At 72.4% G+C, this 15,234-nt stretch carries 12 protein-coding genes; 9 read left to right on the top strand and 3 right to left on the bottom strand.

Going from position 1 to position 15,234, the window contains the following annotated elements:
* The first annotated feature begins 34 nt into the window (after positions 1-34).
* The 8 genes from BLT72_RS11420 (at position 35) to BLT72_RS11385 (ending at position 11,013) form a co-directional block, all read left to right on the top strand.
* A complete protein-coding gene (locus tag BLT72_RS11420) occupies positions 35-2,641 on the top strand; it encodes a molybdopterin oxidoreductase family protein (RefSeq protein ID WP_091413011.1) in 2,607 nt (868 codons plus the stop codon).
* Positions 2,641-5,226: a nitrite reductase large subunit NirB gene (gene nirB / locus BLT72_RS11415; protein WP_091413010.1), complete on the top strand. Its 2,586-nt coding sequence runs from the start codon at positions 2,641-2,643 to the stop codon at positions 5,224-5,226. The genes BLT72_RS11420 and nirB overlap by 1 nt, the downstream gene beginning before the upstream one ends.
* Entirely contained in the window at positions 5,223-5,552 is a 330-nt protein-coding gene (locus BLT72_RS11410) for a Rieske (2Fe-2S) protein (protein ID WP_091413009.1), read from the top strand. Before nirB ends, BLT72_RS11410 begins: the two co-directional genes overlap by 4 nt.
* 44 nt (positions 5,553-5,596) lie before the next feature.
* Positions 5,597-6,979, top strand: a complete 1,383-nt coding sequence (locus BLT72_RS11405; protein WP_091417231.1) for a nitrate/nitrite transporter — start codon at positions 5,597-5,599, stop codon at positions 6,977-6,979.
* Positions 6,980-7,069: 90 nt separating this feature from the next.
* Positions 7,070-7,597 carry a DUF1697 domain-containing protein gene (locus BLT72_RS11400; protein ID WP_091413008.1) on the top strand — a complete coding sequence of 176 codons (528 nt, stop codon included), beginning with the start codon at positions 7,070-7,072 and terminating at the stop codon, positions 7,595-7,597.
* Between the two features lie 211 nt (positions 7,598-7,808).
* Positions 7,809-9,161: an ABC transporter substrate-binding protein gene (locus BLT72_RS11395; RefSeq protein ID WP_091417230.1), complete on the top strand. Its 1,353-nt coding sequence runs from the start codon at positions 7,809-7,811 to the stop codon at positions 9,159-9,161.
* 2 nt (positions 9,162-9,163) lie between these two features.
* Positions 9,164-10,120, top strand: coding sequence for a carbohydrate ABC transporter permease (locus BLT72_RS11390; protein ID WP_231929992.1), 957 nt, complete (start codon positions 9,164-9,166; stop codon positions 10,118-10,120).
* Positions 10,117-11,013, top strand: a complete 897-nt coding sequence (locus BLT72_RS11385; protein ID WP_091413006.1) for a carbohydrate ABC transporter permease — start codon at positions 10,117-10,119, stop codon at positions 11,011-11,013. The genes BLT72_RS11390 and BLT72_RS11385 overlap by 4 nt, the downstream gene beginning before the upstream one ends.
* Positions 11,014-11,085: 72 nt before the next feature.
* Here the strand turns inward: BLT72_RS11385 and BLT72_RS11380 are convergent, their stop codons facing one another.
* The 3 genes from BLT72_RS11380 to BLT72_RS11370 all read right to left on the bottom strand — a co-directional run bounded on the left by BLT72_RS11380 (position 11,086) and on the right by BLT72_RS11370 (position 13,706).
* Positions 11,086-11,457: a VOC family protein gene (locus tag BLT72_RS11380; RefSeq protein ID WP_091413005.1), complete on the bottom strand. Its 372-nt coding sequence runs from the start codon at positions 11,455-11,457 to the stop codon at positions 11,086-11,088.
* A 104-nt stretch (positions 11,458-11,561) separates the two neighbouring features.
* Entirely contained in the window at positions 11,562-12,833 is a 1,272-nt protein-coding gene (locus BLT72_RS11375; protein WP_091413004.1) for a prolyl oligopeptidase family serine peptidase, read from the bottom strand.
* Between the two features lie 123 nt (positions 12,834-12,956).
* On the bottom strand, positions 12,957-13,706 hold the full coding sequence (locus tag BLT72_RS11370; protein WP_091413003.1) for a polysaccharide deacetylase family protein: 750 nt from the start codon (positions 13,704-13,706) through the stop codon (positions 12,957-12,959).
* 47 nt (positions 13,707-13,753) lie between these two features.
* Between BLT72_RS11370 and BLT72_RS11365 the strand changes: the two genes are divergently transcribed.
* Positions 13,754-15,214, top strand: coding sequence for a YcaO-like family protein (locus BLT72_RS11365; RefSeq protein WP_091413002.1), 1,461 nt, complete (start codon positions 13,754-13,756; stop codon positions 15,212-15,214).
* Positions 15,215-15,234 lie beyond the last annotated feature (20 nt).

Here is a 15,234-nt window from a genome sequence, read left to right as displayed (position 1 = left end):
CCTGGGCTTAACAGCGGTTGCGCACGATGAGGTCGTGGCCTCCGCCCCGACCTCGACGCACTGCCCGTACTGCTCGCTGCAGTGCGGGATCTCAGTGGTGGCGGGGGACCGGCCGGCGACGCTGCAGCCGCAGCCGGACTTCCCCACCAATCTCGGCGGGCTGTGCTCGAAGGGGTGGAACGCCGCCGGACTGCTCGACCACCCGCAGCGGCTGCTGAGCCCGCTGGTCCGCACCGTGCCGGGGGACCGGACCAGCCCGTTCCGGGCGGCGGGCTGGGACGAGGCGCTGGACCTCGTCGCCGCCGAGCTCGTCCGGCTGCAGGCCGCGCACGGGCGGGACGCCGTCGGCTGCTTCGGCGGCGGCGGGCTGACCAACGAGAAGGCCTACACCTTCGGCAAGTTCGCCCGGGTCGCGCTGGGCACCGCGATGATCGACTACAACGGCCGCTTCTGCATGTCCTCGGCGGCCACGGCCTCCAACCGGGCCTTCGGGCTCGACCGCGGGCTGCCCTTCCCGCTCGCGGACGTCGCCCGGGCGCAGGCCGTGCTGCTGGTGGGCTCCAACCCGGCCGCCACCATGCCGCCCGCCATGCAGTTCTTCGACGCCGGCCGCGCTGCCGGGGCCACCCACGTCGTCGTCGACCCACGGGCCACCGCGACGGCCCGCGGCGCCTCGCTGCACCTCGCGCCGCTGCCCGGCACCGACCTCGCCCTGGCCAACGGGCTCCTGCACCTGGCGGTCAAGGACGGCCTGGTCGACGAGGAGTACGTCGCGACGCGGACCACCGGCTTCGCGGCGGTCCGGGCCGGCGTCAGCGCGTCCTGGCCCGACCGGGTGGAGCGGATCACCGGCGTGCCCGTCGCCGACCTGCGCCGGACGGTGCACGCGCTGGCCGAGGCCCCGACCGCGATGGTGCTGACCGCGCGCGGGGCCGAGCAGCACAGCAGCGGCACCGACACCGCCCAGGCCTGGATCAACCTCGCCCTCGCCCTCGGGCTGCCCGGCCGGCCGTTCTCGGGCTACGGCACGATCACCGGCCAGGGCAACGGCCAGGGCGGGCGGGAGCACGGCCAGAAGGCCGACCAGCTGCCCGGGTACCGCAAGCTGGCCGACCCGGCTGACCGCGCGCACGTGGCCGCGGTGTGGGGCGTCGACCCCGACGAGCTGCCCCAGCCCGGGCTCTCGGCCTTCGAGATGCTCGACCGCCTCGGCACCCCCGGCGGTGTCCGGGCCCTGCTGGTGCTCGCGTCGAACCTGGTGGTCTCCGCCCCCGACGTGAACCGGGTCCGCGACCGGCTGGCCGCCCTCGACCTGCTGGTCGTCTCCGACATCTTCCTGTCCGAGACCGCCGAGCTGGCCGACGTCGTCTTCCCCACGGCCCAGTGGGCGGAGGAGGAGGGCACCATGACCAACCTCGAGGGCCGGGTCATCCGTCGCCGGCAGGCGCTGCGCCCGCCCGTCGGGGTGCACGACGACCTCCACCTGATGAAGGAGCTGGCGGAGCGGCTCGGCCGCGGGCAGCACTTCTCCACCGAGCCGCGCGAGGTCTTCGACGAGCTCCGACGCGCCAGCGCCGGCGGGCTCGCCGACTACTCCGGCATCAGCTACGAGCGCGTCGACGCCGAGCAGGGCGTCTTCTGGCCCTGCCCCGCGACGCCGGACGGCCAGCCCGACCACCCGGGCAGTCCCCGGCTCTTCGCCGACCGCTTCCCCACGCCCGACGGCCGGGCCCGCTTCGTGCGCGTCGAATACCGGGCCCCCGACGAGAGCCCCGACGCCGCCTTCCCGCACGTGCTGACCACCGGCCGGCTGATGGCGCACTACCAGAGCGGCACCCAGACCCGCCGGCACCCGGCGACCGCCCAGTCCGCCGTCGGTCCCGAGGTCCAGCTGCACCCGGACCTGGCCCGCACGCTGGGCATCGGCACGGCCGACGTGGTCCGGCTGACCACCCGCCGCGGGGCCGCCACCTTCCGCGCGAGCCTCAGCACCGACATCCGCCCCGACGTGGTCTTCGTCCCCTTCCACTGGGGCGGTGCCTCGGCTGCGAACGCCCTGACCAACCCCGCCCTGGACCCGCTGTCGAGGATGCCGGCCTTCAAGGCCTGCGCCGTCCGGGCCGAGCGGGTGGGCTCGCCCGACGACGACCACCTGCTGACCACGCCGCCGCCGCGCACGGTGCACGCCGCGCCCACCCAGCCGCTCGCCCCGAGCGGGAGGACGGCCTCCCGGACCTCCCCGACCACGACCACCGCCCGACGCCCCCAGCCCCGCCGACGTGAGGACCCCCCGATGATCAGCCAGAACCGTTTCCTGCAAGGGATCTTCCCGTTCGAGGGTGCCGGTCTCGACAAGCCGGTGCCGATCAGCCCCGAGCTCAGCCACGTCGTCCCCGACGGGGTGGTGAGCCAGGCCCTCTACTTCCGGGGCGGCAACTCCAGCGACGAGCTGGTGACCGTCGTGCTCATGCGGGACGGCGTCGCGATGCGCTACTTCCCGATGGGCGCGAGGGACGGCGTGCACGTCCCGCTCCGCGTGGTGGAGGACATCGAGGGCGGCTCCGTGGTCGAGCTGCGCCTGGTCGCCCCGCTCGGCGTCAGCGGCACCGTCGTCGTCGACCTCGGGCTGGTGGAGCACTGATGACGAGCACGGTGCACCGCCCGCTGACCCCGGGAGCCGCTCCCGGTGAGAAGCGGCGCCTCGTCGTGATCGGCAACGGCATGGCCGGGGCCCGCGCGGTGGAGGAGGTGCTGGCCCGAGGCGGCGCCGAGCTGTTCTCGATCACCATGTTCGGCGACGAGCCCTACGGCAACTACAACCGCATCATGCTCAGCCACGTGCTCTCCGGCGAGGAGGCCGAGGGCAGCATCTACCTCAACGCCCTGTCCTGGTACGAGGAGAACGCCATCACCCTGCACGCCGGGGTCCGGGTCACCCGGATCGACCGGCACGCGCACGTGGTGCTCTCCGACGACGGCCAGGTCACCCCCTACGACCAGCTGGTCATCGCCACCGGCAGCCGCTCGTTCATGCCGCCGATGGACGGCGCCTGGCTGGACCCCTCGACCGAGCCGGGACAGGCCCCGACGACCGGTGCGCCCGGCCGGCTGCTGCCCGGGATCTTCGCCTTCCGCACCATCGACGACACCCGCAGCATGGTCGAGCACGCCACCCACGACGACCACCACCGGGCCGTCGTCATCGGCGGGGGGCTGCTGGGCCTGGAGGCGGCCCGCGGGCTGCAGAGCCACGGCCTGGCCGTCGACGTCGTGCACTCCGGGCGCTGGCTGATGAACGCCCAGCTCGGCCGTGAGGGCGGCGAGGTGCTGCGCCGCAGCATGGCCGACCTCGGCATCGGCCTCGAGGTCAACAACCGGGTGGTCGCGGTGTGGGGGCCCGACCGGGTCCGCGGCGTCCGGCTGCGGGACGACTCGGAGATCGAGTGCGACCTGGTCGTCGTGGCCGCCGGCATCCGTCCCAACACCGACGTCGCCCTCACCAGCGGCTTCACCGTCGAGCGCGCGATCGTCGTCGACGACCAGCTGCGCACCGTCGACGACGACGACGTCTTCGCCGTGGGGGAGTGCGTCCAGCACCGCGGCCAGGTGTACGGGCTGGTGGCGCCGCTCTGGGAGCAGGCCGTGGTGCTCGCCGACGTGCTCACCGGGGCCGACCCCCACGCCGCCTACCTCGGTTCGCGGACCGCGACCAAGCTCAAGGTCGCCGGGGTCGAGGTCGCCTCGATGGGGCTGACCGAGCCCGAGCGCGACACCGACGAGCACATCGTCTTCTCCGAGCCGAAGCGCGGGGTGTTCAAGTCGGTCGTCATCCGCGACGGCAAGGTCGTCGGCGCCACCCTGCTCGGCGACAGCCGCAAGGTCGCCTTCCTCCAGCAGGCGTTCGACCGCGGCCTGCCGCTGCCCGAGGAGCGGGCCGGCCTGCTGTTCGACCTCGGCGGACCGGCCGAGGAGGTCGGCGTCGCCGAGCTGGCGGACGACGCCCAGGTCTGCAACTGCAACGGCGTCAGCAAGAAGACGATCACCGACTGCGTGGCCGGCGGCTGCAAGACCGTCTCCGGCGTGATGGACAAGACCCGCGCCGGCAAGGGCTGCGGGACCTGCAAGGGCCTGGTGGCCCAGCTGGTGGAGCACGCGGCCGGCGGCGCCGTCGAGGAGGACCCCGCCGCCAGCTACTACGTGCCGGGCATCCCGATGGCCAAGGCGCCGATGATGGAGATCATCCGGGAGCAGCGGTTGATGAGCCCGTCGGCCGTCTTCGCCGCCCTCGCCCCGGACGGCGCGGAGGACGCCAAGTCCAAGATGGGCCTGTCCTCGCTGCTCAAGATGATGTGGGGCGAGGAGTACGTCGAGGAGTCCGACGCCCGGTTCATCAACGACCGGGTGAACGCCAACATCCAGAAGGACGGCACCTTCTCCGTCGTCCCGCAGATGCGGGGCGGCGTCACCACCCCCGAGCAGCTCCGCCGGATCGCCGACGTCGCCGAGAAGTACCAGGTCCCGATGGTCAAGCTGACCGGCGGCCAGCGGATCGACCTGCTGGGCATCAAGAAGGAGGACCTGCCGGGCGTCTGGGCCGACCTCGACATGCCGTCCGGCTACGCGTACGGCAAGTCGTTCCGGACCGTCAAGACCTGCGTCGGCCAGGAGTTCTGCCGGTTCGGCACCGGCGACTCGACCAAGCTGGGCGTGGAGATCGAGACCCGCATGCAGGGCATGGAGTCCCCGGCCAAGATGAAGCTCGCCGTCTCGGGCTGCCCGCGCAACTGCGCGGAGTCGCTCTGCAAGGACGTCGGCATCGTGGCCATCGAGGGGGGCCGCTGGGAGCTCTACGTCGGCGGCGCCGCCGGGGCGCACATCCGCAAGGGCGACCTGCTCTGCACCGTCGACACCGCCGACGAGGCGCACCTGCTCACCGGCCGGTTCCTGCAGTACTACCGGGAGAGCGCCAACTGGCTGGAGCGCACCTACGCGTGGGTGCCGCGGGTGGGCATCGAGCACATCCGGTCGGTCGTCGTCGACGACTCCGAGGGCATCGCGGAGCGTCTCGACGCGGCCGTCCAGCTGCACGCCGACACCCACGTCGACCCGTGGACGCAGGGCCGGGAGCCGCTGACGCCGGGGCAGTTCCGCACGGCCCTGCCGCTGGAGGTGCTGCCCCGGGTGCCCGCCGGCCGCGCCGAGGAGCTGCTGGGGGGTGCCTGGTGAGCGCGGGCACGCTGACCCCCAGCACCCGCGAGCACCGGCTGGGCCCGGTCGCGCAGATCCCGGTCGGGGAGGGCCGGACCTTCGACGTCGACGGCGAGCAGGTCGCCGTCTTCCGGCTGCGGAGCGGCCGGCTGCACGCCCTCTCCGCCGTCTGCCCGCACCGCGGCGGGCCGATCGCCGACGGGCAGCTGGACGAGCAGGTCGTCCTCTGCCCGCTGCACCTGAACGCCTTCGAGCTGGCCACCGGCTGCTCGACCACCGGGGCCGAGCCGCTGCGCCGCTACGCCGTGCGGCTCGACGGCGACGAGCTGGTCGTGACGCCGTGAGCCCCCACCCCGACACCCCGACCCCCGTCCGGCAGGAGCCGCCCATGACCACCGTGAGAGACCTCGACCCGACCCTGACGGGGTCCCACCGCAAGATCGGCCGGCGCTGGATCGACGACTGGCGCCCCGAGGACCCCGACTTCTGGAACAGCACCGGCAAGGCCGTCGCCCGCCGCAACCTGGTCTTCTCGGTGGCCAGCGAGCACATCGGCTTCTCGGTCTGGAGCCTGTGGTCGGTCCTGGTGCTGTTCCTGGGCCCCGACTACGGGTTCGACCCCGCGCAGAAGTTCCTGCTCACCGCGCTGCCGACGCTGGTCGGCGCAGCGCTGCGGATCCCCTACACCTTCGCCGTGGGCACCTTCGGCGGCCGCAACTGGACCATCGTCTCGGCGCTGCTCCTGCTCGTGCCCTGCGTGCTGATCGCGATCTTCCTGCAGCCCGGCGTCTCGTTCGGCACCCTGCTGGTCATCTCCCTGTTCGCCGGGGTGGGCGGCGGGAACTTCGCCTCCTCGATGACCAACATCAACGCCTACTACCCGCTGCGGCTCAAGGGCTGGGCCCTGGGGGTCAACGCCGGCGGCGGCAACCTCGGGGTCCCGGTGGTGCAGCTGGTCGGGCTGCTGGTGCTGGCGACGCTGGGGGCCTCGCACCCCCGCACCATGGTGGCGATCTACCTGCCGTTGATCGTGCTCGCCGCCCTGGGCGCCTACCTGGGCATGGACAACCTGACCCAGAACAGCAACGCGAAGGGGGCGATCCGCGAGGTCGCCCGGCACTCGGAGACCTGGGTCATCTCCCTGCTCTACATCGGCACCTTCGGCTCCTTCATCGGCTTCGGCTTCGCCTTCGGGCAGGTGCTGCTGGTGCAGTTCCCCGAGCAGTTCCCGGTGCCGGTCCGGGCCGCGGCCCTGACGTTCCTGGGCCCGCTGCTCGGCTCGCTGATCCGCCCCGTCGGCGGGGCCCTGGCCGACCGCTACAAGGGCTCCGTGGTCACGTTCTGGAACTTCGTGGCCATGGCGGCCGGGGCCGCCGTGGTGCTGGTGGCCTCGCAGCAGAACTCGCTGCCGCTGTTCCTGGTCGGGTTCGTGATGCTCTTCGTCTTCAGCGGGGTGGGGAACGGCTCGGTCTACAAGATGATCCCGGCCATCTTCACGGCCAAGGCCCTCATGTCGACCGAGCGGGCGGGGGAGGACGGCGGGCTCGCCGCCCGGCTCGCCACCAAGCGGTCCGGCGCCCTCATCGGCCTGGCCGGGGCCATCGGCGCCTTCGGCGGCGTGCTGGTCAACCTGGCTTTCCGGCAGTCGTTCCTCACCCTGAAGAACGGCGACGGGGCGTACCTCACCTTCATCGCGTTCTACGCCCTCTGCTTCGTCGTCACCTGGGCCGTCTTCATCCGCCCGCGCGCCGGTCGGCTCAACCTGGTCTGACCCCCGGTCCCCGAGCCTGTCGAAAGGCCCCTTCGACAGGCTCGGGGCGCGTGGTGGGACAGCCCGGGCCGCGGGCGGGAGGATGGGGGCATGACCACCCACGTCGCCCTGCTGCGGGGCATCAACGTCGGCACGGCGAAGCGGGTGGCGATGCCGGCGCTGCGGGCGATGGCCGAGGGCCTCGGCTACCGCGACGTCGCCACCCACATCAACAGCGGCAACCTGCTGCTGGGCACCGAGGAGGACGCGGAGACGCTCCGCCAGCGGCTGGAGCAGGGGATCGAGGAGGGCTTCGGGCTGCACGCCGACGTGGTGGTGCGGACGGTCGCCCAGCTGGACGCGGCGCTGGCGGCCAACCCGTTCCCCGACGGCGACCCCAGCCGGGTGACGATCGCCTTCCTGGCCGGGCCGGCGCCGGACGGGACGGCGGAACGGCTCCTCGCCCTCGCCACCGCCGACGAGCCGGTGCTCGTGCACGGCCAGGAGGTCTACGTGCTCTACGGCCACGGACAGGCGGACAGCAAGCTGGCGGCCGCCTTCGCCAAGGTCCTCGGGGTGAGCGCCACCGTGCGGAACCTGCGCACGGTCCGCCGGCTGGTGGACCTGACCGCGTCCTGACGGCCCGGATCCCGGCGGGCTCGGGCCTGGCCCGGGGGTCTGGTTCTGCCCGCGTCGAGACGCCGCCCGGTCGATCGATGATGCGCGAGGGCTGCGTGTGGCGGAGGTGATTGACATCTTGTGAACGTGGTCACAGGATCATCCCACCGGCCGCGCCCGCGCGGTCGCGTTCTGCTGCACCCACATTCAAGGAGGAATGTTCGTGATCGACATGTCATCCGGGGCTTCCAAGCCCAACATCTCCCGTCGGCGCTTCCTCAGCACCACCGCCCTCACCGGCGTGGGGCTGGCGGGCTCGGGCTCAGTGCTGGCGGCCTGCGGCGGCGGGAGCTCGGGCGGACCGCAGTCCAGCGGCGGTGGTGGGGGGGCCGGCAAGACCGGCGGCGCCGTCACCTGGGCCAGCTGGGCGAACCCCGGCGAGGCCGAGCGCTTCAAGAAGTACTCGACCGACTACGCCAGCAAGAGCGGCACCAAGATCACCTACCAGACGGTGGTGGAGCCCTACGCGCAGAAGATCGTGACCCAGCTCGCCGGCGCGGCCGGGCCGGACGCGTTCTACGTCGGGGACAACCTGATGGCCAAGGTGATCGAGTCCGGGCAGGTCATCGACCTGAGCGAGTACCTCAACTCGCCGGACGCGGCCATCAAGGAGGCCGACATCTACCCGGGCCTGATGAAGTGGGTCAAGAAGGACGGCACCACGGGCGTCTACGGCCTGCCGGTCGACTGCAACCCGAAGGTGTTCTGGTTCAACAAGAAGCTCCTCACCGAGGCCGGGGTCACCCAGGACCCGGCGGCCATGCAGGACGCCGGCACCTGGAACCAGGCGGCCCTCGACGACCTGCTGACGAAGGTCAAGGCCAGCGGAAAGCGCGGCATGCTGTGGGAGACCTCCTGGTTCGACATCTGCGGCTGGATCACCACCTTCGGCGGCAAGGCGTTCGACGACACCGGCAAGGTCATCTTCGACACCGACCCCAAGGCCCTCGAGGTCCTGGACTGGCTCTTCCAGCACCTGGGCGACGAGACGATCACCTTCACCGGTGCGCTGCCCAAGGGCCAGAACGGCGACGCGCTGTTCTACGCCAGCCAGGTGGCCACGGTCCAGTTCGGCCGCTGGATCCTGCCGAACGTCAAGAAGCTCAAGAACTTCGAGTACGACATCGCCCCGCTGCCGTCGGAGTCGGGCAAGGACATCTCCGAGACCGCGGTCTACTGCGCCGCCATGTCGGTCAACTCCAAGTCCAAGGACGTGGCCACGGCGACGAGGTTCGCCGGCGACTTCGTCAGCAAGGAGGGCCAGAAGTTCCGGCTGTCGGGCGGCGGCAACGCCGTGCCCTGCGTCGACGGCATCGACGAGGTGGTCACCGAGGGCAACCTGCCCGCGCACGGCGCCTTCTTCAGCCAGGTCGCCAAGAAGGGCTACACCACGCCGCAGGTGCTGGTGGAGAACCCGGAGGTCGCCAGCAGCTACCAGGCGAAGCTCCAGGCCCTCGTCCTCGAGAAGCCCGACTACAAGACGTTCGCCACGAAGGCCGCCAACCTCATGAACGGCAAGGGCTGACCGTGGCCACCCTCGTCAAGCCGCCTCCTCAACAGGGGCTGGCTGAGCGGCCGATGGCGACGCGGGTCACGGCCGGCCAGAAGCGCGCCCGGCGGAAGGACGCGCTGTACGGGCTGGCCTTCCTGGGTCCGCAGCTCGTCGGGCTGATCGTCTTCCTCGTCGGCCCGCTGATCTTCGCCTTCGTGCTGGCCTTCGTGAACTGGGACGGCTTCAACCCGATGACCTCGGCCGGTCTGGACAACTTCCGGTTCGTGTTCACCGACCCGCAGATCGCCCGGTCGGCGCTCAACACCTTGTGGTTCACCATCCTGCAGGTGCCGAGCGTGATGATCTTCGGGTTCCTGATCGGCTTCTTCCTGCAGCGCGTGGGACGCATCAAGAGCTTCTACCGCGTCCTGTTCTTCGCGCCCCAGGTGACGTCGTCGGTCGCCGTGGCCGCCATCTGGCTCTGGCTCTTCAACCCCGACATCAGCCCGGTCAACAGCATCCTGGCCCGGGTCGGGATCGTCCCGCCGGACTGGCTGCAGGACCCGAAGACCGTCATCCTGGCCTTCGCCATCGTCTCGGTGTGGCAGGGCGTCGGCTACCAGATCGTCATGTTCATGGCGGGCCTGGAGAACGTGCCGAGGTCGCTGTACGAGGCGGCGGACATCGACGGGGCCGGTGAGTGGCAGAAGATGCGGAAGATCACCATCCCGCTGCTGTCGCCGACGATCTTGTTCCTGACGATCACCTCGATCATCGGGTCCTTCCAGATCTTCGACTACATCTACGTCTTCCTCGGCGACACCGCACCCGCCGCGTCCCGCACGATCGTCTACGAGATCGTGCAGATCGCCTTCCGGGAGTTCAGCTATGGCCGGGCCTCTGCGGTCGCGGTCTGCCTGTTCCTCGCACTGCTCGCCGTCACCGGCCTGCAGCTGCTCGCCCAGAAGAGATGGGTGCACTACACAGAATGACCATCGCAGCTGACGTCCAGACCCGCGCCCTCGAGGCGACGGAGCACGAGAAGCAGGCGGACAACAAGCGACCGTTCCGCTGGACCAAGATCCCGCTCCACATCCTGCTCCTGGTGGGCGGCATCCTCATGGCGCTGCCGTTCGCCTGGATGATCCTCTCCTCCTTCAAGCCGTTGGAGGAGATCTTCGCCCAGCCGCCCAAGCTGCTGCCCCAGGCGTGGAACCTGCAGAACTGGAGCACGGCCCTGCAGGGGGCGGACTTCGTCCGGGGCTTCGCGAACAGCGCGATCGTCGCCGTCACGGTCACCGTGGTGTCCGTGGTGACCTGCGCGATGGCGGCCTACGCCTTCGCGCGGATCAAGGTGCCGGGCATCAACGCCCTGTTCCTGGTGTTCCTGGCCACCCTGATGGTGCCGCAGCAGCTCACCATCATCCCGCTCTACGTCATCATGGGCCGGCTGCAGCTCGTCGACACCCTCGCGGCGTTGATCCTGCCGGCGGCCCTCTTCAACGCGTTCGGGGTGTTCCTGCTCCGGCAGTACGTGCGCGGCATCCCGCTCGAGCTGGAGGAGGCGGCCGCCATCGACGGGGCCAACCGGGTCCGCATCTTCCTCACCATCATCCTGCCGCTGCTGCGGACCCCGATGGTGGCGCTGGGGATCTTCGTGTTCTTGAGCCAGTGGAACTCGTTCTTCTACCCGCTGATCTTCCTGAACACGGACACGAACTTCACCCTGCCGTTGCTGGTCAACCAGTTCAAGGGCGCCTACGCCTCCGACTGGGGTGCGCTGATGGCGGCCACCACGTTGGCGGCGGCTCCGCTGCTGCTGATCTTCATCCTGGCCCAGCGCCAGATCGTGGAGGGCATCGCGCTGTCGGGCTCGAAGACCTGATCGTGCGAGGTGCGCCCCGTCCGGTCTCCGGGCGGGGCGCACCGCCATGTCCGGGTGGCGCCGCGTCCGCGGTCAGGAGCCGGTCGCGGGGTCCTCGATCAGCACCAGCGGGTTGCCGTCGGGATCGCGGAGGGTGAACATCGGCGGGGCCACCTCCAGCCGGAGGACGTCGTCGACGTCGACCCCGGCGGCGGCGAGCCGCGCGTGGGCGTCGTCCGCGTCGGCGGTGCCCAGCCGCAGCCCGAGCGGCATCCCGCCCGCCTCGGTGAGCAGCACGATGCCCACCGCCGAGCCGGGCGGGACGACCTCGACCCAGCGGGCGCCCGGCCAGAACTCGGCGTCGGTCCTCAGGGTGCAGCCGAGCACGTCGACGTAGAAGTCGCGGGCCCGGTCCTGGTCCGCGACGCGGACGGCGATGCTCTGCAGGTGCGTGGTGGTGGTCATGCGGGGCAGACCCGGTCCGGCGACCGGACTCATCGTCGGTCGCCCCGTGGGGTGCGGGACGACGACAGCCCGGGCCGCGGCCCGGGCTGTCGTCCTGGCCCAGATCAGCGCCGCTGGCGGGCCATCCACTCCCAGATCGTCGTGCCGTCCTGGCGCGGGTCGTTGCGGGCCACGTAGATCCACGACCAGTGCCCCGGGAACCGGTGGCCGTCCCACGTGACGTCGTCGTACAGCGTCAGGCGCGCGTCGGGGATCAGCTCGGCCGCGTGGACCGTGTTGGGCCCGGGCGGCACGGTGGCGTCGTCGGCCGCGGCGACCAGCCAGGTGGGGGTCTCGACGGCCCGGAGCTGGTCGTCGGTGATCAGCCGGGCACTGCCGCGGAAGGAGTCGACGACCCCGCAGATCGGCACGGCCGCGGCGAACAGCTCGGGGTAGACCGTCTCCAGCTTCAGCGTCATGTAGCCGCCGTTGCTGCAGCCGGCGAGGTAGATGCGGTCCCGGTCGACGTCGTGGTCGCGGACGACCTCGGCCACCAGCCGGCGGAGCTGCGGGGCGAACCGGTCGCCGTCCTCCAGCCAGAACGAGGTGCTCTGCGGGGCGACGACGTGGGCGCCCCCGAAGATCGCCTGGGCCTCGGGGGTGGCGAAGCCCAGGGCTCCGCGGTTGGCCCGCAGCGTCGTCTCGTTGTCGTAGTAGCCGTCGGGCAGCGAGGCGCCCTCGCCGCCGCCGTGCAGCCAGACCACCAGCGGGCGTCGCCCGCGGGCCCGGTGACGGCCGCGGCCGCGACGGTCGGGGGAGAAGAGCCGGTACTTCAGGCCCGAGCGGGAGGTGCGGTGGCGGAAGGCGTCGACCTCGGGGTCGACCAACCGGCCCTGGACGAAGCGCGGGATGGTGACCGGGCGGCGGCCCCGGAGGTCCAGCGGGGTGTTCTGGGTGATCGTGTACTCGAGGTCGAGGACGACGTTGCGGCCGCGGGTGACCAGGTAGCCGAGGGTCGAGGCCCGGGCCACGCCCTCACCGGAGGCGAGCTCGAGGACGACGTCGCCCCGGCGGTCGAGCCGCACGGCGGTCACCTCCCGCTCGCCCTCGTACTCGCTGAGGATGGTGTCGGCGCCGACCGGGAAGGGGCTGGTCGCCCTGGCGTGCACGGTGAAGGTGCGGGTGGTCAGGCCGGCCGGGTCGACGCGGCCGAGACGGCTCGTGCCCAGCGTCACGGAGGTGACCTGCTCGCCACCGTCGAGGACCTCGGCGTTCAGCGTGAAGCCGACCCCGCGGGACGGGCGTCGGCCGGCGAGGGCGGGAGCGGTGGGCAGGGCCGCGGCGACGGCCCCCGCTCCGGCGGCCAGCAGGGTGCGACGGCGGATGGGCGTGGCCATGGGGGACTCCTTCGTCCAGCGGCGGGGGCTCCGGCGGCTCAAGGTCTACCACGCTGAGACGGCAGCGCGGAAGATCCTCACCCCGGAACGGACCGGCGCCGGCGGGGGCGCCCAGCGCGCGCCTCAGCCGATCCGTTCCACGGACCAGTTGGAGACGACGTGGGTCACCCCGAGGTCGCGGATCGCCTGGTTGCCGAGCTCGGCGGCGTCGTACCGGGCCCCGCCCCGCCACGCGCCCAGCCGGGGCGGCCGGCCGGCCGCGCGGGTGAGCCGATCCACGACCTCGGTCACCTCGGACGCCACCGTCTCGGGGCTGATCTCGACCGCGGAGCGGTGGGTGGCGGTGTGGAACGCCAGCTCGTGCGCGGTCGCGATGTCGGCCAGCTGCTCGTCGGTCACCCGGGGACCGTCCTCCAGGCTGGTCCAGCGCAGCGGGTAGAACCAGGCCCGGACGTCCAGCCGGCTGCACAGCTCGGCCGCCCAGAGCGCCGTGCCGGCGTCGCCGTCGTAGAACGCGAGCGCGATCTGGGGGCCGGTGCCCGTGCCGTCCGGGTCGTAGGGCTCGCCGAGGTCCAGCATCCGCCGGACCCGCTCGGCGGCCGTCCGCCGGGACTCCGCAGGCACCTCGTGGAAGTTCAGGGCCAGCAGGTGGGCGCCGGTCCGCTCCCCGCCGAGGTCGCCGGTCTCGAACAGCCGTTCCCCGAGCGCGGACTGGTGCAGGTAGCCGTCGGTGCTGAAGCGGTCGGCCGCCGGGGCCGGGCCCAGCGACGCGTCGGTGTGCAGCAGCATCGGCACCCCGATCCCGCGCGCGTCGTGGTTGAGCACCACCGCCGAGAGGCCGGCGGTGGCAGACGTCGTGTCCGGTGCGTTCACGCGCCCAGTGGACCACAGGGGTGGGGAGCCCCACCTAGAGTGCAGGCGTGCCCGCCCCGAACCCCGACCTGCCCACCAGTCCCGAGGCCGAGGCCTACGCGCGCACGCTGCGCCGCTCCGGGGAGCTGGTGGAGCTGGACCTGACCAGCCTGGACCGGCTGGGCGTCCCCGTCACCAGCTGCTCGGTGCTGTCGGAGGGCCGGGTGGTGGCGCACGGCAACGGGTACGGGCGGACGCCGTCGGCGGCTCGACGGGGTGGCCTCGGCGAGCTCGCCGAGGGCGTGCTGGGCGCGCTGGGCGTGGAGCAGCTGCGGCCCCGGGCCCGCACCGGGTCGTACGCGGAGCTCGTGGGTGCGGAAGGGGCCGAGCGGGTGGCCGACCCCCGGACGCTCTGCCTGCCGGCCGGCTCCCCCTGGACCCCGGAGATGCCGCTGACCTGGCTGCCGCTGCGCCGCGTGCGCACGGGGGAGGAGGTGCTGGTCCCGGTCGAGCTGGTGGCCAGTGAGCCCGGCGAGCTGCCGCCGGGGACCACCCCGCTGCTCACCCCCGTCACCAACGGCCTCGGTGCCGGCCTGGACGGCACCCGCCCGCTGGCCCACGGACTGCTGGAGATCCTGCAGCGGCACACGAACGGGCTGCGCTTCCGGGCGCTGGACGCGCGCTCGCCCGAGATCGCCAAGGACAGCCTGCCGGCGTCCGTGGCCGCCCTGGTCGCCGAGCTCGAGGCCACCGGGCTCGAGCTGGTGCTCAAGCACGCGGGGACCGAGCTCGGCGTCTGCTCGACCTACGTGATGGGTGTCGACCCCGACCCGGGCGCGGCCATCCAGGTGACGGCCTGCGGCGAGGCGGCCGACCCCTCGGCCGAGGCGAGCCTGACCAAGGCCGTGCTGGAGTACGCGAACTCGCGCGCCCGCAAGACCTTCATGTTCGGCCCGGCCGGGCGCGCCCGGCCGCTGGGCCCGGCCGCCTACTGGGCGGCGGTGGGGGCCGCCGCCGGGGGCGGCGAGGCGCGGGCGACCGCGGCGATGACGGCCTGGCGCGACCTCGGCGTCGACGCGCTGCGGACGCTCACGGCCCCCGACCGCAGCCGCACCGTCCGCTACGACGACGTCGTCACCGGAGCGCCGCCGGTCACCGGACCGGAGGAGCAGCTGGCCCACCTGCTCGACCAGCTGGCCGACCACGACGTGCTCGCGAGCACCGTGACGGTCGACGACGTCTGCGTGGCCAAGGTCCTCGTGCCCGGCCTGGAGGTCGAGACCCTGTCCTACGGCCGGGTGGGCGAGGTCAACGCCTGCCGGCTGCTGGAGGCCGACCTCGACCTGGTCCGCCGCCAGGACGGGCCCAGCGCCAGCCACCCCGACCGCGTGCTGCTGACCCCGGCGGCCGAGGAGCGTCTCGGCGGGCCCGTCTGGTACTCCTACGCCGCCGCGGACCGCGTGGTCGGGCCGCTGTACCCGCTGTACCGGGAGCCGGCGCGGCACTCGGTCACGCTGCCGCTGGGCTGATCCCCGCGCGCCGCCAGGCC

The organism is Friedmanniella luteola (assembly GCF_900105065.1).
GTDB classification, from domain to species: Bacteria; Actinomycetota; Actinomycetes; order Propionibacteriales; family Propionibacteriaceae; genus Microlunatus; species Microlunatus luteolus.
The sequence above is the reverse complement of the archived record's forward strand: the minus strand, read 5'-3'. Positions and strand labels throughout refer to the sequence as shown.